This window comes from Bilifractor sp. LCP21S3_A7 (genome assembly GCF_052118825.1).
Classification (GTDB): Bacteria; Bacillota; Clostridia; order Lachnospirales; family Lachnospiraceae; genus Bilifractor.
Genome location: NZ_JBQKGL010000016.1, coordinates 1 through 22,086, shown reverse-complemented (window position 1 = coordinate 22,086; position 22,086 = coordinate 1). Strand labels below are relative to the sequence as shown.

17 protein-coding genes and 2 tRNA genes are annotated in these 22,086 nt (G+C 50.4%); 18 read left to right on the top strand and 1 reads right to left on the bottom strand.

The window, feature by feature from the left end; all coding sequences use genetic code 11:
* Complete coding sequence (locus ACTQ1O_RS12830; protein ID WP_441487595.1) at nt 1–1,953, top strand: fructose-1,6-bisphosphatase; 1,953 nt, start codon at nt 1–3, stop codon at nt 1,951–1,953.
* A 300-nt stretch (nt 1,954–2,253) separates the two neighbouring features.
* Here ACTQ1O_RS12830 and ACTQ1O_RS12825 read toward each other — a convergent pair whose 3' ends face one another.
* A complete protein-coding gene (locus ACTQ1O_RS12825) occupies nt 2,254–3,366 on the bottom strand; it encodes a pyridoxal phosphate-dependent aminotransferase (RefSeq protein ID WP_441487594.1) in 1,113 nt (370 codons plus the stop codon).
* A gap of 471 nt (nt 3,367–3,837) precedes the next feature.
* Here ACTQ1O_RS12825 and ACTQ1O_RS12820 point away from each other — a divergent pair, with 471 nt between their 5' ends.
* The 17 genes from ACTQ1O_RS12820 (at nt 3,838) to ACTQ1O_RS12740 (ending at nt 21,822) form a co-directional block, all read left to right on the top strand.
* Nucleotides 3,838–7,377 (top strand): DUF5717 family protein, encoded by a 3,540-nt coding sequence (locus ACTQ1O_RS12820; RefSeq protein WP_441487593.1) that lies wholly within the window; start codon nt 3,838–3,840, stop codon nt 7,375–7,377.
* Between the two features lie 78 nt (nt 7,378–7,455).
* On the top strand, nt 7,456–8,625 hold the full coding sequence (locus ACTQ1O_RS12815; protein ID WP_441487592.1) for a DUF5716 family protein: 1,170 nt from the start codon (nt 7,456–7,458) through the stop codon (nt 8,623–8,625).
* Between the two features lie 67 nt (nt 8,626–8,692).
* Nucleotides 8,693–9,466 carry a hypothetical protein gene (locus ACTQ1O_RS12810; RefSeq protein WP_441487591.1) on the top strand — a complete coding sequence of 258 codons (774 nt, stop codon included), beginning with the start codon at nt 8,693–8,695 and terminating at the stop codon, nt 9,464–9,466.
* A 445-nt stretch (nt 9,467–9,911) separates the two neighbouring features.
* Nucleotides 9,912–10,037 carry a hypothetical protein gene (locus ACTQ1O_RS12805; protein WP_441487590.1) on the top strand — a complete coding sequence of 42 codons (126 nt, stop codon included), beginning with the start codon at nt 9,912–9,914 and terminating at the stop codon, nt 10,035–10,037.
* 35 nt (nt 10,038–10,072) lie between these two features.
* The gene (trpE, locus tag ACTQ1O_RS12800) at nt 10,073–11,542 is read left to right on the top strand and encodes an anthranilate synthase component I (RefSeq protein ID WP_441099782.1); all 1,470 of its coding nucleotides are present in this window, start codon (nt 10,073–10,075) and stop codon (nt 11,540–11,542) included.
* Nucleotides 11,539–12,138: an anthranilate synthase component II gene (locus ACTQ1O_RS12795; protein WP_441487589.1), complete on the top strand. Its 600-nt coding sequence runs from the start codon at nt 11,539–11,541 to the stop codon at nt 12,136–12,138. The genes trpE and ACTQ1O_RS12795 overlap by 4 nt, the downstream gene beginning before the upstream one ends.
* Before the next feature lie 107 nt (nt 12,139–12,245).
* Nucleotides 12,246–13,268 carry an anthranilate phosphoribosyltransferase gene (gene trpD / locus ACTQ1O_RS12790; protein ID WP_441487588.1) on the top strand — a complete coding sequence of 341 codons (1,023 nt, stop codon included), beginning with the start codon at nt 12,246–12,248 and terminating at the stop codon, nt 13,266–13,268.
* Between the two features lie 99 nt (nt 13,269–13,367).
* Nucleotides 13,368–14,159 carry an indole-3-glycerol phosphate synthase TrpC gene (gene trpC, locus ACTQ1O_RS12785; RefSeq protein WP_441487587.1) on the top strand — a complete coding sequence of 264 codons (792 nt, stop codon included), beginning with the start codon at nt 13,368–13,370 and terminating at the stop codon, nt 14,157–14,159.
* Between the two features lie 94 nt (nt 14,160–14,253).
* Entirely contained in the window at nt 14,254–14,991 is a 738-nt protein-coding gene (locus ACTQ1O_RS12780) for a phosphoribosylanthranilate isomerase (protein WP_441487623.1), read from the top strand.
* A 147-nt stretch (nt 14,992–15,138) separates the two neighbouring features.
* Nucleotides 15,139–16,329, top strand: coding sequence for a tryptophan synthase subunit beta (trpB, locus tag ACTQ1O_RS12775; protein ID WP_441487586.1), 1,191 nt, complete (start codon nt 15,139–15,141; stop codon nt 16,327–16,329).
* Nucleotides 16,322–17,095: a tryptophan synthase subunit alpha gene (gene trpA / locus ACTQ1O_RS12770; RefSeq protein WP_441487585.1), complete on the top strand. Its 774-nt coding sequence runs from the start codon at nt 16,322–16,324 to the stop codon at nt 17,093–17,095. Before trpB ends, trpA begins: the two co-directional genes overlap by 8 nt.
* A gap of 265 nt (nt 17,096–17,360) precedes the next feature.
* On the top strand, nt 17,361–18,272 hold the full coding sequence (locus ACTQ1O_RS12765) for a ribonuclease Z (RefSeq protein WP_441487584.1): 912 nt from the start codon (nt 17,361–17,363) through the stop codon (nt 18,270–18,272).
* Nucleotides 18,273–18,305: 33 nt separating this feature from the next.
* Nucleotides 18,306–19,385: a tRNA (adenosine(37)-N6)-threonylcarbamoyltransferase complex transferase subunit TsaD gene (gene tsaD / locus ACTQ1O_RS12760; protein ID WP_441487583.1), complete on the top strand. Its 1,080-nt coding sequence runs from the start codon at nt 18,306–18,308 to the stop codon at nt 19,383–19,385.
* Nucleotides 19,386–19,620: 235 nt separating this feature from the next.
* Nucleotides 19,621–20,328, top strand: coding sequence for a 2-C-methyl-D-erythritol 4-phosphate cytidylyltransferase (gene ispD, locus ACTQ1O_RS12755; protein WP_441475906.1), 708 nt, complete (start codon nt 19,621–19,623; stop codon nt 20,326–20,328).
* A gap of 88 nt (nt 20,329–20,416) precedes the next feature.
* Nucleotides 20,417–20,502 (top strand) — tRNA-Ser (locus tag ACTQ1O_RS12750).
* A 174-nt stretch (nt 20,503–20,676) separates the two neighbouring features.
* Entirely contained in the window at nt 20,677–21,420 is a 744-nt protein-coding gene (locus ACTQ1O_RS12745) for an NUDIX hydrolase (RefSeq protein WP_441487582.1), read from the top strand.
* A 312-nt stretch (nt 21,421–21,732) separates the two neighbouring features.
* Nucleotides 21,733–21,822 (top strand) — tRNA-Ser (locus tag ACTQ1O_RS12740).
* Nucleotides 21,823–22,086 lie beyond the last annotated feature (264 nt).

The window sequence follows — 22,086 nt, the reverse complement described above, 5'->3', positions numbered from 1 at the left end:
ATGGAAAATCTGGAACTGAGATACCTGCAGCGGCTGGCGGAGCTGTATCCGACCATTGCCGCTGCGTCAACAGAAATTATTAATCTGGAAGCTATACGAAACCTGCCTAAGGGTACCGAGCATTTTATCACGGATATCCACGGAGAATATGAGGCCTTTTCGCATGTGCTGAAGAACGGCTCCGGTTCGGTAAAGAAAAAGATCGATGAGGTGTTCGACCATACGCTCAGTGAGGCGGACAAGAGTGCTCTGGCGACGCTGATCTATTATCCGAATGAGAAGATGGCACTCATCCGCCAGACGGAAGAGAACATGGACGACTGGTACAAGATCACGCTGTACCGGCTGATCGAAATCTGCAAGAAGGCATCCTCCAAATATACGAGGTCAAAGGTGCGTAAGCAGCTGCCGAAAGACTATGCCTATGTGATCGAGGAGCTGATCACGGAGAAGCCGGATGTTCTGGACAAGGAGGCGTACTATAATTCTATTGTTGATACGATCATCGATATCCAGAGAGCTGAAGATTTTATCGTGGCACTCTGCCATCTGATTCAGCAGATGGTTGTGGATCATCTGCATATTCTGGGTGATATCTATGACAGGGGTCCGGGTCCGGAGAGAATCATGGACCGTCTGATGAGCTATCATTCTCTGGATATCTGCTGGGGCAACCATGACATTGTCTGGATGGGAGCTTCCGCAGGATCGCTGCCCTGTATCGCCACGGTTCTCAGAATTTGTGCGAGATATGGGAATCTCGACATTCTGGAGGACGGATACGGCATCAATATGATCCCTCTGGCAACGTTTGCCACCCGGGTCTACGGCGATGATCCCTGTTCTCTCTTCAGGCTGAAGGGAGAAAACAGCACCCGGCTGCCCAATGAAAATGAACTGAACATGAGAATGCACAAGGCAATTTCCATCATTCAGTTTAAGCTGGAGGGACAGCTCTTTAGAGAGCGTCCGGAGTTCCATATGGAGGACCGGATGCTTCTTGACAAGATTGATTACGAAAGAGGGGTCATACGGCTGGACGGAAAGGAATACGCACTTCTTGATCATAATTTTCCGACAATTGATCCATCGGATCCGTATCGCCTGACGGTGGATGAGACGGAGGTGATGGAGCGGATGCAGCGGGCGTTCACGCAATGTGAGAAGCTCTATCAGCATATGAATCTTCTCCTGAACAAGGGAAAACTGTACTGTATCTACAACAACAATCTTCTCTATCATGGCTGTATGCCGCTGACCGGAGACGGAGAATTTATGAAGGTAGACGTGTACGGGAAAAAACTGTGCGGGAGGGAGCTGTACGACGAGCTGGAAAAGTACGTCCGGAAGGCGTTTTTCGCCGTAAACGAAGAAGAGAAGAAAAAAGGACGTGATATCATCTACTGGATCTGGTGCAGCCCGCAGTCGCCTCTGTTCGGGAAGGATAAAATGGCGACTTTTGAGCGATATTTCATCGCGGAGAAGGAAACACATGTCGAGCATAAAAATCCGTACTACCAGCTTTTAAACAATGAGGAGATCATGAACCGGGTTCTTCGGGAATTCGGTCTTCCAGAAGACGCGCATATTGTGAACGGACATGTACCGGTGCTACAAAGTTCCGGAGAAAGTCCCGTGAAATGCAGCGGGAAGGTGCTCATCATCGACGGAGGCTTTTCGAAAGCATATCAGGGCAAGACGGGAATTGCAGGGTATACTCTGATCTACAATTCGTACGGAATGCAGCTGGTAGCGCTGAAGCCTTTTACCTCTGCGGAGGACGCCGTCCGGAACGAGACAGATATTCACGGAGACAGGATTCTGGTTATGAACGCGCCGCACAGGCTTCATGTCAGCGATACAGATATCGGACGCCGGCTGAAGGAGAGGATTGATGAGCTGAAGGAGCTGTTGAAGGCTTACCGCAGCGGCGTGATCAATGAGATGGTTTAGACACATTCGTGCCGCTGGCGCGTCCCTTCGTGCTCATGCTTGTTGCCTTCGAAAACATATCCAGTCTCTTACACACGCTTCGCGGAAGGCGGCCTGGATATGTTTTCGAAGAGCTTATGATCGATTGTGACTGTATAAGCTGCGGATTGCTTCGTGCTGCGCACTTCCGCAATCTTACAAGCATGAGCACTTTCGTGCCGCTGGCGCGTCCCTTCGTGCTCATGCTTGTTGCCTTCGAAAACATATCCAGTCTCTTACACACGCTTCGTGGAAGGCGGCCTGGATATGTTTTCGAAGAGCTTATACATTCACGTCTCTGCGGAGTTGGGCGAGGAGGCGGTCATTGTCTTCGGGATTCATGAAGCAGAACCGGAAGTATTTATTGGAGAGGAAGGGGAAGGTGGAGCAGTTGCGGATCATGAGCCCCTTCCGGATGCAGTGGTCGAAGAGAATGTCCGCGTCCATATCCTCGCGGAGAATCCGGACGAGGATAAAATTCGCCTTAGGCTGGTATACCTTGATAGAATTCCAGGCCTGAAGTTCCCGGAAGATCCGGGTGCGTTCGGTGTCGATCAGAGTACGTGTCTGATTGATATATTCCGTATCGCTGAACATCAGCCTTCCGGCGACCTCGGCGATGGAGCTGATAGACCAGGGGTTCTGCAGGGAGATGACCTTACGGATCAGATCTGTGTTGCCGGTGATCGCGTAGCCGAGACGGAGACCCGGAGCAGCAAAGAATTTGGAAGTGCCTCTCAGTACAACGATGTTCGTGTACGAGTCGGTGAGCGGGACCGAGGAGATCTTTTCATCTGCGTGCGTAAATTCTACATATGTCTCGTCCACCATCACAAAAATGCCGTGAACCATGCAGGCGTCGAGGATGGTGCGCATCTTATCGTTAGAGATCGCGGTTGAGGTCGGATTGTTCGGATTACACAGAATCAGGAGATCCAGGTCGTCCGTCAGATGACGGCAGAGATCGTCAGGATTCAGCTGAAAATCCTCCTCCTCTTTCAGAGGATAATAGACGGTCTGGCCGCCTCTCAGAGATATTTCTCTTTCATATTCGGAATAGGAGGGACCGAGAATCATTGCTTTTTTCGGTGCATCTGCCTGAATCATCAGGGAGATCAGCTCGGTGGATCCGTTTCCGACAATGACATTTTCGTAGGTGGTGCCCGCGTACTCTGCGATCACTTTTCGAAGGTCTTTATACTCCCGGTCAGGATAGGTCTGAATGACGTCGATGTGCTCGCTGATGGATTCCCGAAGATTGCGGGAGATTCCGAGTGGATTGATGTTGGCGGAAAAGCTGGTGATCTTTTCCTTTGGGATATGGTAGATCTCTTCTATTTTTTCCAGGTCGCTTCCATGAAAATGATCCTTGTGCTTCAATGTAAACTGAGCCATAGATGACACCTCGATTTCTAACTTAGAGCGTTTTTCTGCCTTGTCAATTGCACATACACATGAACAGATATCACGTGCACCGGTCAGAACATTGCGCAGGTTCTGTGGATGTTGTATACTTCAATGTGGATGAGACTCCAAAAGGCGTTCTCATTCGGAACTAAGTTTAATTCGAATGCGGATATTCGTCAAGCGTATGTGCTGTTCGGGGCAGAGAGCATTGTATATGCGCTGTATCTGGTCGATAGGCCGGAGAGCGTCGTATATGTGCTGAGTCAGAGAACATCATATATGTTCAATGGGCCGGAGAGCGTCATATATGTAGTGAGCCGGAGAGCGTTTTAAGTGCAAGATGGGTCGGAGAACACAGTATATAGGTTGCCTTGCAGAGATGACATCCCGGGTTCTCCCGGGCAGTCTTTCCGGAAAAGGACGGCATGACGCGTATCCGCTTAGGATAAGGTGGGAGTATTGAAGAATAAGGACGGAGTAATTGAAGCCGGGTTCGTGTATGATCTTCCGAAGCTGGTTTTCTCTGAAGAAGAATATCGTATTGTAGTAGGAGAGGGGGAGGTCCGCAGAGGGACCTTTCATGTCTGCGCATCGGACGGCAGTACCATCCGGGGAAGCGTATTGTCGGAGGATTACAGGATTCATCTTCTGACAACGGAATTTGAGGGAGAGGACTGTGAGATCAGCTTCCTTGTGATTACCAAAGGGCTGCTCTCCGGGCAGAGTATCCGTGGCAGTATCCTGGTCAGCAGCAATATTGCCGAGAAAGAATATCCTGTGTACGCGGAGATTGTGGATGTTCCGGGAGATGGAGAAGAATCGGAGGTCCGGACACTGGATGATTTCTCCAGGCTTTGTCAGAAAAGTCTTAGGGAGGGATTTCTGATGTTTACGGATCCGGGATTTGTGAGAATCCTGAACGGGAACAACCGGCAGTATCTGGGACTGTACCGCGGGATGTCACACAATCCGGTTACCTACCAGCATCTTGAGGAATTTCTTGTTTCGACCGGCAAGAAGGAACCGATCGAGATCACTCTCGATAAGCAGCAGAAGGCGGTTTATCACCTGGATGTATCTCAGAAGGATACTCTGTACGTCTATCGCAATACATGGGGATACATCCGTCTTGAGGTTGAGGTGGAGGGCGATTTCCTCGAGGTGACGAAAAAGGTGATTACCACTGAGGACTTTATCGGGAAGGTCTACGGACTGGAATATGTTGTCCACAGTGACAGACTCGGTGAGGGAAAATCGTTTGGAAAAATCCGGATCCGCAGTGTTCACCAGAATCTCGAATATATCGTTGAGGCATCCCGAAAGGAGGAGTCGGAGATCCTTCCATCTGCAGTTCGGAGCAGGAAGGTTGCCTGGCTGATGAGAGATTTTCTGAGCCTTCAGCTTCACAAGCTGGATTACCGCAGCTGGCTGGAGTCATCTTCCATGACGGTGCATGAGATGCTCGAGGAGAATCCAGACGATTCCGCCGCAATTCTTTATGCTGCCTATCTGGAGTTTTCCAGAGACGACAATGGTAAGGCAATGGAGCGGCTGTGGCCTATGAAAGACGGACGGGTCAGCCCGGCGAACAGCGAGGAAAAGGGAATTTATCTCTCGCTGGCAAAGGAGGTGGGGCTGCTGCCTGAGGAGAAGCGTGACATTCTTCCGCTTCTTGCAAAATATTACCGGAAGAATCCGGGGAGCTATCTTCTGCTGAAACTTTGCCATCAGGAAGAGAACACAGAGATCATAAATTCGGCGGACCGCATGCAGGAATATGAGGACTGCTTCAACGCCGGATCCATGAGCCCTTTTTTGTACCTGGATGCGTGGAACCTTCTGGCGAGGGAGGAGTCTCTCCTGCGCAGACTTTCACCGTTCATGATTCAGGTTCTGAATTTCGGCCTGAAGCACAATTTTATCACCGAGGGACTGCTTCAGAGAACTGCTTTTCTGAGCGATAACGAGAAGAGTTTTAACCGGCCGTTGTACCGGATCCTTTCTGCCGGGTACCAAAAATATCCGAACGATGCGGTTCTTGAGGCGATCTGCAAGCTGCTGATCAAGGGAAATCCGGTGGATTCGCGCTGCTTCCCGTGGTACGAGAAGGCAGTGCTTCATGATCTCCGTATTACAAGGCTTTATGAATACTATATGGAGACATATCATAAGCCGGCGGGGGAGAGACTTCCACAGCAGATCCTGATGTATTTTGCGACAAATACCGAGCTTGCGGAGAAGAAACGTGCACTGCTCTATGCCAGTATCGTACTGAACCGGGAGGAAGACGATACCAGTTTTCTGAACTATGGGCGTTATATCCGGACGTTCGCGATGGAATCTCTGCGAAAGGGACGCATGAACGAGAATTACGCGGTTCTTTACCAGCAGTATTTCCGGAAACCGGAATCGCCGGAGATCGCGGAGCTGCTCGGGAATGTTCTGTTTGTACATAAGGTCACGGTCACGGATCCGATGGTGCGGCAGGTGGTTGTGAGTCATTACGCACTGAAAGTAGAGGAAACGGAGACAGTGAAAGACGGGGTGGCTTATCCCCGGATTTATACTGATGATGCCGCTGTGCTCATGGAGGATGTGCATCATCGGCGGTACGCGACAACCATTCCTTTTGAAGTAACGAGGCTGATGGACGCCAGGGACAGTGCGCATGCGATTTTGGAGCAGGGCGTGAGTCATCCTGGGGCTGAGCTTTCCATCTGCCGGGAGAAGGCGTTTCAGATGGACGTCAACAGCCGCACGGTTTCTGCTTACCGGATGGCAGTGACAGATGAGGCGTTTACCGATGAGTACCGCAAAATTCTGCGGAGGAAGCTTCTGGAATATGACATGGCTCATCCCGATGAAGAGGTACTTCCGCGGGACATGAGTGAGGAGGAAATCAATTGTTATGCAGAGGCGGATAAAGTGAGCACGATCGTGCTTTTGATCCGCGAGGGCAGATATGAGGAAGCCTTTCATGTGATATCCGAATTCGGATGTGAGGGTGTACCCACAAGGCTCCTGCTGCGTCTGTCCAGCCGGCTGATTCTCGGTGACGGAGAGGACGGGGAGAAGCTGTTGCAGCTGACTGAGTATGTATTTAAAAAGGAAAAATACGATGAGGTCATGCTGAGCTATCTCCGGGATCATTACCGGGGCTCTGTCCGGAATCTGTGCAGACTCTGGAGAAAGCTGAAGGGATTTCAGCTGGAGACGCTCAGTCTCGACGAGCGGATCCTGCTGCAGTCAATCCGGACGCATCAGTTCCCGGATGACGAAGGAAAAATTCTTTGTGATTACGTCCGTCAGCAGGGAAGACCGGAGGTAACAGCGGCATTCCTGGCCTATCTTTCGGATTATTATTTCCTCGGGGGACGCGCGATATCTGAGTCGGAGATTGTCACAATGGAAAATGCAATGGACCGCGGAGAGGTCGATTATACGATCTGCAAGCTGGCTCTTTTGCGGTATTATTCTACCCTGGATTCCCTGGATGCAAAACGGATGGAGAGAGCCGCCGTTTTGCTGAAGCAGATGGATGAGAAGGGGCTTCGTTTTGAGTTCTATCATAAGCTTCCGAAGCGGCTGATTCAGGCATATCAGATTGAGGATAAGGTGTTTGTTCAGGATCAGTTCCGTCCGGAGAGCCGGGTTGTTCTTCATTATCAGCTGACGGAGCAGGACGGCGAACAGACAGAATGGATCAGCGAGCCGATGAATAATGTCTACCACGGCATTTTCGTGAAGGAATTTCTTCTGTTCTATGGGGAAAGTCTTCGTTATTACATGAGTGTCATGGATGATGGAAAAATCAGCGATTCCGATACGTATGAGGTGTCCCTTGTAGACATGGACACTTCCGGCACAACGAAGTTCCGGCTTCTCAACCGCATGCTTGAGGCACGGGATCAGGGAGATGACGGAAAACTGCGGGAAGCGCAGGAGCAGTATCTGAGGCAGGAATGTTTTGTCAGCCGGTTCCTGAGGATGATGGATTGAGGAGGAACAGATGCAAAGTTATCAGAGCAGAACGGCAGGATCAGCTGCTGCTGAAGCTGATGAATTGAGGGGGAGCAGATGAGCGAAAGAGAATTGATTGTAGGGATAGATCTCAATCGAAATCAGCCGCAGATCTGTTACTATGAACGTGAGAAAGAAAATACGGTCACAGCGCCGATGAAGGTCGGAAATGACATGGCTTCCTTCCGGGAGATTCTCGATGGAATCGAAAATCTGGTTCATGATTTTCCGGACGAAGAGGAGAGGAACCGCCGGAGAAACGAGCTTGAGCAGAAGGCCGCGGAGACTATGAGGAAGGCACTGTACACGCTTGGCCTGAGTGATCCGGAGTCACAGATTGCGGGCATCACGATCACGGTTCCTGTCCTGACCCGCCCGGTGGTGCATCTGGTGAAATCGATCTACCGGGAGCTTGGTCTCGCAAAGGCACGCGCCTTTCTTCAGGATTATAAGGAGAGCTGTTTTTATCACACGATTTATCAGAAGAGAGAGCTCTGGAACCGGAATGTTGGATTTTTTATTTTCGAGGAGGAAAAGGTATCTTTTCTGTCGATGAATATGAATCCGCAGACCAGGCCGGTGACTTTTACAATGGAAGAGGGGATAACGATCTGCCTGAAACAGGACAGAAGTCTCTGGGATGAGCAGTTCTATAATATGATAAATGCGTCGCTGCGGCAGAATATGTATTCCTGTATCTTCCTGATGGGCGATACTTTTGACCGTGCGTGGGCGGGCCGATCCATTGCACTGCTGTGCCGGGCGGGACGGAAGGTGTTTGTGGTTGACAACCTATATGCGAGAGGCGCCTGTTATACGGCACGGGAGAAGGTTGTTCAGAGAAAATTCCCGGACTGTCTGTATCTTGGGGATGATATCATCCGCAATAATATCGGCATGAAGATGAACATTCAGGGGAGGGAGACCTATTATCCTCTGATCGCCGCGGGAGTGAACTGGTATGAGGCGGACAAGGTCTGTGAGATCATTCTGATCGGCAAGGAGCATGAGCTTCGATTTTTGATCAACCGCATGGATGAGAATGATCAGAAGGTATCGGTGATGCAGCTTCCTGAGCTCGATGACCGTCCGGACGGGACGACCCGTCTTCGAATTCACCTGACATGTGAATCTGCAAAACGGTGTGTCATCGAAGTAGAAGACCTGGGATTCGGAGACATGTATCCGGCAACCGGGAAAGTCTGGCGTGAGATTCTGGAGGAGTGAGACAGATGAACATCGGCAGGTTGTGCAGAGATTTTTTGCATGATGAGATTCTGGAGGAATGAGACGAATGAGCATGGCTGTGTTATGTCAGGTAAAGAGGGCGGAACATCCTTTTTATATTCGTGACATTGACCTGAATATCTATTCGATCGAGGAGCTCTGCTATTTTGCAGACCACAATCTGGCTCTGGTCGAAGAGGATTTTTTTGACGATGCCCTGATCGGATGGATTGGAGAGGAGCTGGAGGACCGTAACTTTGTGAGGTCTCTGGAGAGAATCCGCAGAGAGGGAGTGCAGACGCTTGGAAGAATGCTGCACGCACTGAACGCCGAGACGGGATGGATTTATGTACAGGACCGTGAGAATTTTGAGAAAACTCTCGAAGCCAACCGGAAGCTGCCGGGACCGGAGAGACTGCGTCTGCGGGCCGATTCTCTGGTGGGTTACGGGAAATATACGAAGGCAATCGAGGACTACAAGAGGATCCTTGCGATGAAAGACATGGAAGGACTCGGCGAGCAGTTTCTCGGGACGGTATACAACAATATGGGAGTCACATATGCGAGACTCTTCGAGATGGATGAAGCGGTCGAATGTCTGAGAGAAGCCTATAACAGTATTCATTCCAGGGAAACAGTGGAAAACTATCTCTGCGCTGTTTATCTGGCAAAAGGAGAAGATGCCTTTGAAAAGCTGGCGGATGACCTGAAGGCGGATACCGGAACCAGAGAATCCCTGGCAGAAGAAATCAGGAACCTGAAAGTAGACAAGCCGGAAGGAGATGTAAACTCCCTGCTGAGCGGCTGGGTGCGTGAATACCACAGGGAAACCGCGAGATAAACGAAACTCGATAGTTTATATCAAGTGCCGCCCGGGTCAGGGTATATGAGCAACGGTCAGGCTACGGAAATCAGGCCAAATGGTGGGAATTTCTCAGAAAGTTTTCTTGACAGAAGCTGTGAAACGTGGTTTAATATCAACATAATTTAAGACTACATCAGTTTAAACCGATGAAGTGGAGATAAAGCGGATGGGGCACTCACAGAGAGCCCGGGGAGGTGCGAGCCGGGCAGGACGCTGATCCGTAAATGGACCACTGAGGGCAGGGTGAAAATACCGGGATCATAAAACGGGTCATGGTATAAGTAGCTTCTGACGCAGGGCATACGTTACATGCCGGAGATATGATGGTATCTCATGAGTGTGTGGAGACACAAATACAAGGTGGCACCACGGGAATCGAAACTGTACGATTATACCCGCCCTTGACAGAAGAAAATCTGTCATGGGCGGGTTTATTATTTACGCGAACAGTGAGCCGCAGCCGAATGCGAAGTATTCGTGTGCGGCGAAAAAATTGAAGGAGACCTGGGGCATGCAGCCAGGTGTAAACGACTCGGTGCATACGTAAGCGGTATCAGGGAATTTGATTACGGAGGGAAGGCTATGAAGCAGACATCGTTCGAAGAAGTGAAGAGGATTGCATCATCAGGTGATTACAAGCGAATTCCGGTGACGAGAGAGATTCTCTCTGACATCCGGACCCCGGTGGAAACGCTGAGAGCTCTGCAGAATGTCAGTACGCACTGTTTTCTTCTGGAAAGTGTAGAGGACAGCCGTCAGTGGGGCAGATATACGTTCCTTGGATTTGATCCGTCGATGGAGATTTCCTGTAAGGATCATATCCTAACCGTGAATGCCGGGGGCAAAATCAGGATGGAGACCGCTCACCCGGGCATCTACATCAAACAGATTATTCATGAGAACAGATCACCCCGGATTCCCGGGCTTCCCACACTGACCGGAGGACTGGTGGGCTATTTTTCCTACGATTATATACAGTACGGAGAACCGGAGCTGAAGCTGGACGCGCCGGATGAGGACAGGTTTGATGATGTGAACCTGATGCTGTTTGACAAGCTGATCTGCTATGATAATTTCCGCCAGAAGATTCTCCTGATTGTCAACATCCACACGGAGTGCATGGAAACCGATTACAATAAGGCAATTTTGCAGCTCGATGAAATGGAGAACATCATCCGGAACGGGAAGCCGAAGAAAGTGCCTGCGGGACATCTGCTTGAGCCGCTGAAGCCGAAGCTCTCCCTGGAGGAGTTCACCGGGAAGGTGGAAAAAATAAAACATTACATCCGGGAGGGGGATATTTTTCAGCTTGTATTTTCAAATCCAATGAAGGCGGCATATGAGGGAAGCCTGCTGAATACGTATCGTGTTCTGAGAACGACAAACCCGTCTCCTTATATGTTTTATTTTTCCGGTGATGATGTGGAAATTGCCGGCGCTTCTCCGGAAACGCTCGTGAAGGTGGAAAACGGGGAAATCCGTACATTTCCTCTGGCGGGAACAAGGCCGAGAGGACGCGACGATCAGGAAGATCAGCGCCTTGAAAAGGAACTTCTGTCCGATGAAAAAGAGCGGGCGGAGCACAACATGCTGGTGGACCTCGGGCGGAATGATCTTGGAAGGTTATGTAAATTTGGAACCGTAGAGGTCGAAAAATATATGTGCATTGAGAAGTATTCTCACGTCATGCACATCGGCTCGGCGGTAAAGGGACAGCTTCGCGATGACAGGCAGGCTGTTGATGCGGTAGATTCCGTGCTTCCGGCAGGAACGCTATCCGGAGCCCCGAAATTCCGGGCCTGCGAGCTGATCAATGAGCTGGAACATGACAAAAGAGGAATATACGGCGGCGCAATCGGGTATGTGGATTTCACGGGAAACCTGGATGTCTGCATCGCTATCCGACTGGCTTATAAGCGGAACGGGAAGGTATTCGTTCGCTCCGGTGCCGGAATCGTGGCAGACAGTGTACCCGAGAAGGAATATCAGGAATGCCGGAACAAGGCAAGGGCTGTTGTAGAAGCTCTTGAGAAAGCGGAGGAAGAAGAATGATTCTGTTAATTGATAACTACGATAGTTTTTCTTATAACCTTTACCAGCTGATTGGCGCTCTGAATTCGGATATTCAGGTGATTCGGAATAATGAAAAAACCGTCGGGGAAATCAGAGACATGAAGCCGGACTGCATCATCCTGTCACCGGGACCCGGGAAGCCGAAGGATGCCGGTGTCTGCGAAGATGTTGTCAGAGAGATGGGAGGAGAGGTGCCGATTCTCGGGGTGTGCCTCGGACATCAGGCGATCTGTGAAGCATCAGGCGCCGTGATCTCTTATGCGAAACAATTGATGCACGGTAAGCAGTCCCGGGTGAAGCTTGACGTGACGGCACCGATTTTTACAGGGCTTCCGGAGGAGGTGACCGTCGGGCGGTATCATTCGCTGGCAGTTATCGAGAACACGCTTCCGCCGCATCTCAGGGAAATCGCAAGGGCCGACGACGGGGAGGTTATGGCAGTAGCAGATATCGAAAGAAAAATTTACGGATTGCAGTTTCACCCGGAATCGATTATGACGCCGGAGGGAAAACAGATGCTTCGCAATTTTCTGACGAGCAGCGGAATCGCTGCAAAAGAACATGGCGAAGATTAACAAAACGGCATAGAGATACGAAGAATAGGGGAACCAGATAGAAAAGCAAAGAGGAGCAGAGCAGCATAGGAAGTGAAGAATAGTGCAGCCGGATAGGAGGAACGAAAATGATTAAAGAAGCTATTGAAAAAATTGTAGACAAACAGGATCTTACCTATGACGAAGCCTATACCGTTATGAATGAGATCATGAGCGGAAAGACGACGCAGACCCAGAATGCTGCTTTTCTTGCCGCACTATCCACAAAATCCGCAAAGGCAGAAACGATCGATGAGATTTCCGGATGTGCGCAGGCAATGAGAGAATACGCGACTCCGGTCAGACATCCCGGGATGGAGGTCCTCGAGATTGTGGGAACAGGCGGCGACAAGTCCCATACCTTTAATATATCCACAACGAGCGCCTTTGTCATTGCGGCAGCCGGGGTAAAGGTCGCGAAGCACGGAAACCGCGCGGCTTCCTCACTTTCCGGAACTGCAGACTGCCAGGAAGCGCTCGGAGCGGATATCAATCAGGATCCGGAGAAGGCGCTGCGGCTTTTGAAGGATGTGGGAGTGTGTTTCCTTTTCGCCCAGAAATATCACACAGCCATGAAATATGTGGGAGGCATCCGCAAGGAGCTTGGCATCCGGACTGTATTTAATATTCTTGGGCCGCTAACGAATCCGGCAAATCCGGAGTACTTCCTCCTCGGCGTGTACGATGAGTATCTGGTGGAACCGATTGCCAAGGTACTGGATAAACTCGGCGTAAAACGTGCGCTCGTCGTATACGGGCAGGATCGTCTGGATGAGATCTCCGCAAGCGCTCCGACCACAATCTGTGAGCTCCGTGACGGATACTACAGGTCGATGGTCATCACACCGGAACAGTTCGGCCTGGCACGCGGCAAAAAGGAGGAGCTTTTGGGAGGCACCGCAGAGGAAAACGCGCGCATCACCAGGGAGATCCTGAGCGGAAAGATTCAGGGAACAAAGAGAAACGCGGTGCTTCTGAATGCCGGAGCCGCAATCTATGTCGCGGGAAAAGCTGACAGCATCGAAGAGGGAATCCGGAAGGCCGCAGAACAGATTGATAATGGGAGCGCAGAAAAAATTCTGGATGCTTATATCCGAGAATCCAATGAATAAAACAACGCGGATTCAAAAAGCAACCGGGATAGAGAAGATATATACTATAGAAAGACAACGCGGATTCAGGAAACAGCCTGGACAGGGAGGATACATGATATGATATTAGACGATCTGGCGGAAGCCACAGGAAACCGCATCCGGGAACAAAAGAAAAAGATTCCTCCGGAGGAACTTCGCCGTCGGGCGGAGTCCATGAACGCGGATAGCGGATTCCCCTTTGAGGCGGCACTTGCGCGACCGGGGATGTCCTTCATCTGTGAGGTCAAAAAGGCGTCGCCGTCAAAAGGACTGATCGCGCCGGATTTTCCGTATCTGAAAATCGCAAAAGAGTACGAGGCGGCGGGCGCGTCCGCGATATCCTGTCTGACAGAGACGGATTATTTTCTGGGCAGTGACAGGTATCTGGAAGACATCGCTGCTGAGGTGCATATACCGGTTCTTCGAAAGGATTTCACCATTGATCCATATATGATCTGGCAGGCCAGAGTGATGGGAGCCTCAGCGGTACTTCTGATATGTGCCATCCTGAGCGAGGAGCAGATCCGGGAATTTCGGGAGATCGCGGAGGAGCTTGGGCTCTCTGCGCTTGTGGAAGCCCACGATGAACAGGAGGTTGAGACGGCAGTGCGTGCGGGAGCGCGGATCATCGGTGTAAATAACCGGAATCTGAAGGATTTTACGGTTGATGTCCGGAACTCTGTAAGGCTCAGAGACCGGATACCGAAGGGAGTTCTCTATGTGTCCGAGAGCGGGATCTGTACCCCGGAGGACGTCGGAGAACTATTCCGGAACGGCACAGATGCCGTGCTGATCGGGGAGACTCTGATGCGCAGCCCGGACAAGAAAGCAGAGCTTGACCTGCTTCGCCGGGAGTGTGCCGTCAGATAACAAGAAACTGTTCGAAAGACAAAAACATATTTAAGATACAAAAACATATTCAAGAGACAGGAATATATTCGTAAGATTAAAAATTTTGATTGACATGTCCAATGCTGAGGCAAGGGATTCTACGGCAGCATTTGCAAAGAAATACACGAATACGGAGGAAAATTTGAAGGAAGAGCGCAAGGAACAGTGCAAGATTAAAATCTGCGGAATGCGCAGGAAAGAGGATATCCGGGCGGCGAACCGCTGGAGACCGGATGCGATCGGTTTCATCTGTACCTCCCGTTTCTGGAGGTACATCCCGATGGAACAGGCGGCGGAGCTTCGGGGTATGCTGGATCCCTCGATCACGGCCTGTGGCGTTTTTGTGAATGAGCCCTATGAGTATATCGCGGAATACCTGAAAAAAGGAATTATCAATGCTGTCCAGCTGCATGGAGACGAGGACGAATATTACATCCGGCAGCTGCGGAAGGTCATGATTTTTCAGGATACCCTGGTGCCTGTGATCAAGGCGTTCAAGATTTCGTCGGAGAGGGACATGCTTCGCGCAAAGGCAAGTATCGCAGATTATGTGCTGCTCGATAGCGGAGCCGGAACCGGAAAGCGTTTTGATTGGAAGTTGATCCGGGATATCGGCCGGCCGTTTTTTCTGGCCGGCGGCATCACACCGGAAAACATCCGTGGGGCGGCGGAACGATTCCGGCCATATTGCCTGGATCTGAGCAGCGGCGTGGAGACAGACTGGGTAAAGGACCCGGAAAAAATCCGCCGGGCAATTGAGAATCTGCGAAGGCAGGACAGCACCGGCTGCTGCGTAGATCCGTTGGGGTAGATTTTACAGAAGATTACGGAGTGTAATTAACCAGAAGATCCTTGCGCAGATCAGCCGGGATAGATTTTCCGGCCGCTGAGTAAATCCGCGCGGCAGATTTTTCAGGAAACAGCCATTCGATATTCATATTATGAACTGGAGGAAAAAATGACAAATCAAAACGGAAGATTTGGTGAATTTGGAGGACAATATGTTCCGGAAACACTGATGAATGAACTGATTCATCTTGAGAAGGCTTACAACCATTACAAGAATGATCCGGAATTCGTGGCGGAACTGGATTCGCTGATGAAGAATTATGCGGGCCGTCCATCCCGCCTCTATTATGCGGAGAAAATGACGAAGGACCTCGGAGGAGCAAAGATCTATCTGAAAAGAGAAGATCTGAACCACACGGGAGCCCACAAGATTAACAACTGCCTGGGACAGGTGCTTCTCGCGAAGAAGATGGGAAAAACAAGGGTCATTGCAGAGACCGGAGCCGGACAGCATGGAGTGGCAACAGCTACCGTAGCTGCGCTGCTTGGCATGGAGTGCGAGGTCTTCATGGGAGAGCTCGACTGCCAGAGGCAGAAGCTGAACGTCTACCGGATGGAACTTCTCGGTGCGAAGGTTCATCATGTAAAAAGCGGCTCCATGGTCCTGAAGGATGCTGTTAACGAAGCAATGCGCGAATGGGCAGGCCGCGTGGACGACACGCATTATGTGCTCGGGTCCTGCATGGGACCGCATCCGTTCCCGACCATCGTCCGTGATTTCCAGTCGGTTATCTCAAAGGAAGCAAGGGAACAGATCCTCGAAAAGGAAGGACGACTTCCCGATGTCGTGATGGCCTGCGTCGGCGGCGGGTCCAACGCAATCGGTGCCTTTTATAACTTTATTCCGGATAAGAGCGTCAGACTGATCGGCTGCGAGGCAGCGGGAAGAGGTGTGGATACGGGAGAAACGGCGGCTACTATGGCGGTCGGCAAGCTCGGCGTCTTCCACGGAATGAAATCATTGTTCTGCCAGAACGATTACGGACAGATCGATAAGGTGTACTCGATTTCCGCAGGCCTGGATTATCCGGGAATCGGGCCGGAGCATGCGTATCTGAAAAGTATCGGACGTGCCGACTATGTTCCGGTGACCGATGATGAGGCGGTGGATGCCTTTGAGTACCTCTCACGCACGGAGGGAATAATACCTGCCGTTGAGAGTGCACACGCGGTGGCCTATGCGAGAAAGCTTGCTCCGACCATGGACAAGGATCAGATTATCATTATCTGCCTGTCCGGACGCGGTGACAAGGATGTGGCATCTATTGCAAAGTACAGAGGAGTGGATATCGATGAGTAAAAAAATAACAGATGCATTTAAAAACGGTAAGGCATTCATCCCATTTATCACCGCAGGCGACCCATCCATCGAAAAAACGAAGGAATTTATCCTGACGATGGAAAAGGCAGGGGCAGATCTGATCGAAATCGGCATTCCGTTTTCGGATCCGATCGCGGAAGGTGTCGTGATACAGGAAGCGGATCTACGGTCTCTGGAGGCAGGTACCACTACGGATACGGTCTTTGATATGGTGGCGGATCTGAGAAAGGAAACAGATATGCCTCTTGTATTCATGACATACCTGAACATTGTATTCTATTACGGATATGAGAGATTTTTTAATCGTTGTGAAGAGGTCGGGATCAGCGGAATCATCATCCCGGATATGCCATATGAAGAAAAGGGAGAGTGCGCGGATATCGCCGCGAAGCACGGCGTCGACGTGATTTCCATGATTGCTCCGACATCAGAGGAGAGAATCCGGACGATTGCCGGCGAGGCGCGCGGCTTTATCTACGTTGTATCGTCCATGGGAGTCACCGGGGTAAGATCGAAGATCACGACAGGTCTCGGTTCCATTCTCGGACACATCAAAGAGGTCACGGAGATTCCGGCGGCCATCGGGTTCGGAATCAATACGCCGGAGCAGGCGAAGGAAATGGCATCCATTGCGGACGGTGTCATTGTCGGGAGCGCAATTGTCAGGCTTGTGGCAAAATATGGAGAAGATGCCGCACCATATATCTACAGCTATGTTAAAGGCATGAAGGATGCCATCCGCTGAAAAAAATACATGATTTGAGCACTTATGTGACGCGTATGTGGCACGTAGGTGCTCATTTTTTTTACGCGAACTGTGAGCCGCAGCCGAATGCGAAGTATTCGTGTGCGGCGAGCGTCGCGATAGCGAGATAAAACTCGCGCAGCGTGTTTTATCTCGTTGCCGCCGTTTCCGTTTTTTTTCTGCTCCTCAGAATAATCTTGCGTTGGCAAAACGTAAGGGTTGTGGTACATTAACATACAGATTTTACAGAAAAAGAGGTTATTACATGTTAGATGTTTGTCTGCTGGGCACCGGCGGGATGATGCCGCTTCCGAAACGGTGGCTGACGTCTCTGCTTACGAGATATAACGGAAGCTGTCTGCTGATCGACTGTGGCGAAGGAACACAGATTTCGATGAAGGAGAACGGATGGAGCTTTAAGCCGATTGATATCATCTGTTTTACGCATTTTCACGCGGATCACATCAGCGGTCTGCCGGGAATCCTTCTTGCGATGGCCAATGCGGACAGAACGGAACCGCTGACGCTGATCGGACCGAAGGGACTGCACCGGGTCATCGGCGGATTGAGGGTCATCGCGCCCGAGCTTCCGTTTGAAATAGAAATGATTGAGATTACTGAACCGGAGCAGATTTTTGAGCTGCACGGCTACCGTATCACAGCTTTTCGAGTTCAGCACAATATGATCTGCTACGGATACAACGTAGAAATTCTACGGGCAGGCAGGTTTGACGCAGCAAGGGCAAAAGCGGCAAATATACCGCTGAAGTTCTGGAATCCTCTGCAGAAGGGCGAGACGATGGAGGAGGACGGCACCATTTACACGCCGGACATGGTTCTGGGACCTCCGCGAAGAGGACTTAAGGTAACGTACTGCACAGATACCAGACCAGTAAAGCAGATCGCGGAGCACGGAGAGGGATCGGATCTGATGATTCTGGAGGGAATGTACGGAGAACCGGAAAAAGAACAGAAGGCCAGGGAGCATAAGCACATGACAATGTATGAGGCGGCTGGTCTCGCCGCAGAGGCAGATCCCGGAGAAATGTGGCTTACTCATTTTTCCCCGTCCATGGTGCATCCGGAGTGGTATATTAAAGAAGTACAGAAGGTTTTTCCGCGGACAGAGCTCGGAAAAGACGGAAAAACGGCAGAACTGAAATTTGATGAGGAATAACCAATAACCCGGCTTCCGGTCCGGGCATTGAAAATGACGGAGAAGAATATGTCAGATACATTGATCCTTGGAATTGAAAGCTCCTGTGACGAGACCGCCGCAGCTGTTGTCAGAAACGGGCGGGAGGTCCTGTCAAATGTGATTTCCTCACAGATTGATCTCCACACCATATACGGAGGCGTAGTCCCGGAGATTGCGTCCCGGAAGCATATCGAGAAAATTAATCAGGTCATTCGTCTCGCGCTGAAGAATGCTGGGGTGACACTGGATGATATCAGTGCAATTGCTGTGACGTATGGACCGGGTCTTGTGGGGGCACTCCTGGTAGGTGTGGCGGAGGCAAAAGCAATCGCCTACGCGAAGAACATTCCACTGATCGGCGTGCATCACATCGAAGGGCATGTCAGCGCTAATTATATTGAGCATCCGGACCTGGAACCGCCGTTTATGTGCGAGATTATCTCCGGGGGACATACGCATCTTGTCATCGTGAAGGATTACGGGGAATTCGAGATCCTCGGCAGGACGAGAGACGATGCAGCCGGCGAGGCGTTTGACAAGGTGGCAAGAGCCATCGGCCTCGGATATCCGGGAGGACCGAAGATTGACAAGGTGGCAAAAGAGGGAAATCCGCACGCAATAGAATTCCCGAGGTCTCATGTCACAGATACGGGGAAGACTTCGCTCACCTTTGCCAGAGGGAATCAGGAGATGACGGACTATGATTTCAGCTTCAGCGGCCTGAAATCTGCGGTCCTGAATTATCTGAACAAGTGTACGATGATGCATCAGGAGTGGAATCAGGCGGATGTCGCGGCATCGTTTCAGCAGGCGGTTGTGGATTCACTTGTGGACACAGCTATGCGCGGCGCCAGAGATTACCATGTGACAAAGTTTGCGATAGCCGGCGGTGTGGCGTCGAACTCCGCGCTTCGCGCAGCGATGGAGAAGGCCTGTGCAAAGAACGGGATGAAGTTTTACCGTCCGTCACCCGTATATTGTACGGACAATGCGGCAATGATCGCGGCTGCCGGATATTATGAATTCCAGAAGGGCGCGAGGAGCGGATGGGACCTGAATGCCGTGCCGAATCTCAAGCTCGGGGAAAGATGAAAAAACATTGAAGACATGTAGCCCGCACGGGTGAGGGAAAGTGAACTGGAGTCATGCAAGACACAGGGGCGGGGGAAAAGCGCTGAACACACGCAGCCCGCACGGACAAGGGAAGAATGTAAAAAAAATGTGCAGTCCCGCGCGAACAAGAGAAAAATGTAAAAATGTGCAGTCCCGCACGGACAAGAGAAGAATGTTAAAAAATGTGCAGTCCCGCACGGAGAGGGGAGATCATATGGCTGCAAATCTGGAAAAATGCACGGCTGTGATCGTTGCCGCCGGGAGCGGCAGGAGGATGGGCGGAAAGGTATCCAAACAGTTCCTGGAACTTAAGGGAAGACCTCTGCTGGCATATACGCTGGACGTGTTTCAGAATTCTCAGAGAATCGATGAGATCATTCTGGTTGTCGGAAAAGATACGACAGATTATGTCCGGGAAAATATCGTAGAGAAATACGGATACACAAAGGTATCCAGGCTGGTGATCGGAGGGGCGGAGCGCTACGAGTCCGTTTATGCCGGCCTGCTTGCCTGCGTGGATGCGGATTACGTTTTTATACATGACGGCGTCCGTCCCTTTGTTACCGGTGACATCATCGAACGGGGGTATCAGACGGCACGTCAGTATGGTACTGCTGTCTGTGCGGTGCAGGCTAAGGACACCATAAAGATTGTGAACGAAAAAGGCGTCGTATCGGAAACTCCGATCCGGACAAAGGTCTGGAGCGTGCAGACTCCGCAGATTTTCCGATACGATCTGATCCGGAAGGCATACGACACCCTGCAGATGTTTGATAAGGATGGAATCACCGATGACGCCATGGTTCTGGAGGAGATGGGCAACAGCGACGTGCATGTATTCCAGGGAGATTACTTTAATATAAAGATCACTACGCCGGAAGATCTTGATATTGCCGAGCGTTTTCTGGAGAAAAAAACCTGAATTGCTGAAATATCCGTTGAAATATACAAAATCGTATGGTATAGTATGATCTGTCGTTGAGAAACGGCAGGTCATACATATTTTGCAGGCAGCGTTATCGAAGCGGTCATAACGAGGCGGTCTTGAAAACCGTTTGCTGGAAACGGCACGGGGGTTCGAATCCCTCACGCTGCGCTTATAAGCCCGGAGGCAGATTGCTTCCGGGCTTATACAATTTCTGATGTTTTTTGAGACTGGTGCATATTGTGCCGTTTCTTGTATTGTGTAGATATTCCGGCTCAGAGGGACTGTGTACCCGTGGCATTTCTGGCACAAAAACTGCCGGGAATGCAAGAGTGGAGGAATGTATTGGAAGAGAACGTGATCAGAGATGGAGAGAATGTAATCAGAGATGGAGAGAACGTGAGTAGAGATGGGAAAAATATAATCAGCGAGGAAGAGAAAAAAATACGGGACAGATTTCTTGGCCGGACTCCGGGATATCCCGAATATCCGATGCGGCAGACGTCGGCTGTCCTGATTCCGCTGCTTGAAGAACACGGCGAGGTCAGAATTTTGTTTGAGAAAAGAGCTTCCTCTCTTCATGCACAGCCGGGAGAAATCTGCTTCCCGGGAGGACGGTTTGAAAAAGGAGAAAATGCAGTACAGGCAGCAGTGAGGGAGACGAAGGAGGAGCTTCTGATCGGAAGCAGGCAGATTGAGATTCTTGGTGAGATGGATGGGGTGATGGGTCCCGCGGGTGCCCCGGTGTGGCCGGTGGTAGGAGCCCTTCGTGATTATCAGAATACCTGGTCTGGCGATGAAGTGGATCATACCTTTACGATTCCGCTTGACTGGTTCCGGGAGCACAAACCAGAAACCTACGTGGCGCGTGTTGTTACGCAGCCATCCGAGGATTTTCCCTTTGAATTGATTCCCGATGGAAAGAATTACCCGTGGCATTCGAAAAAACACCTGGTATATTTCTACAGAACCGAAATGGGAGTAATCTGGGGGCTTACCGGACACATTCTGGCGTCTTTTATCAGCAGGTATGCGGGAACGGATATTCCGGATTATGTGCCGGTTGATCGGACCCGAAGCTGTATCTGAGAGACCGGTAAAACAGCCGCTAAGGTTCTGGAAGAGGTATCTTCCAATACGTATCTCTACTAATAAAAATCGTTTAAGATTTGTTTTGGCATTCCCCCACGCCCATGCGCCGTTTCGTGTGCTGTGGACGCGGTACTCTGCAAAAAGATAGGAGTTGGATGTTTCGTTTGATCCTGGGAAAAAGAAAATGAAAATAATGAAAAAAGTGCTTGCCAAAACAAATGTGTTGTGCTAACATATCATTTGTTCGCGCGAGAAATATTAACGCGGCATTGCAGTACAATTTAATTGGTCGAGATATTCGAGCAGAATGGAGATGTACCCAAGCTGGCCGAAGGGGCTCCCCTGGAAAGGGAGTAGGTCGTTAATAGCGGCGCAAGAGTTCAAATCTCTTCATCTCCGCTGGATCAGAATGTTGCGATGTATGCGACAGAACACTGATCCTGTCATGAACATTGACAACTGAACAGTAAAACACATCCTCGAAAATTCAAATGAAGTTTTATAAATTTTTGTTTGAACGATCGAAAGTATTCAACGGGTTATCGAACTGTACGCAGGGAGATAACGAATTGATTACGATCCTTTAAAACAGTAAAAAGGGATGAATTAGCCAAGTGTTAATTCTGAACGAATCAATCTTTTTTATGAGAGTTTGATCCTGGC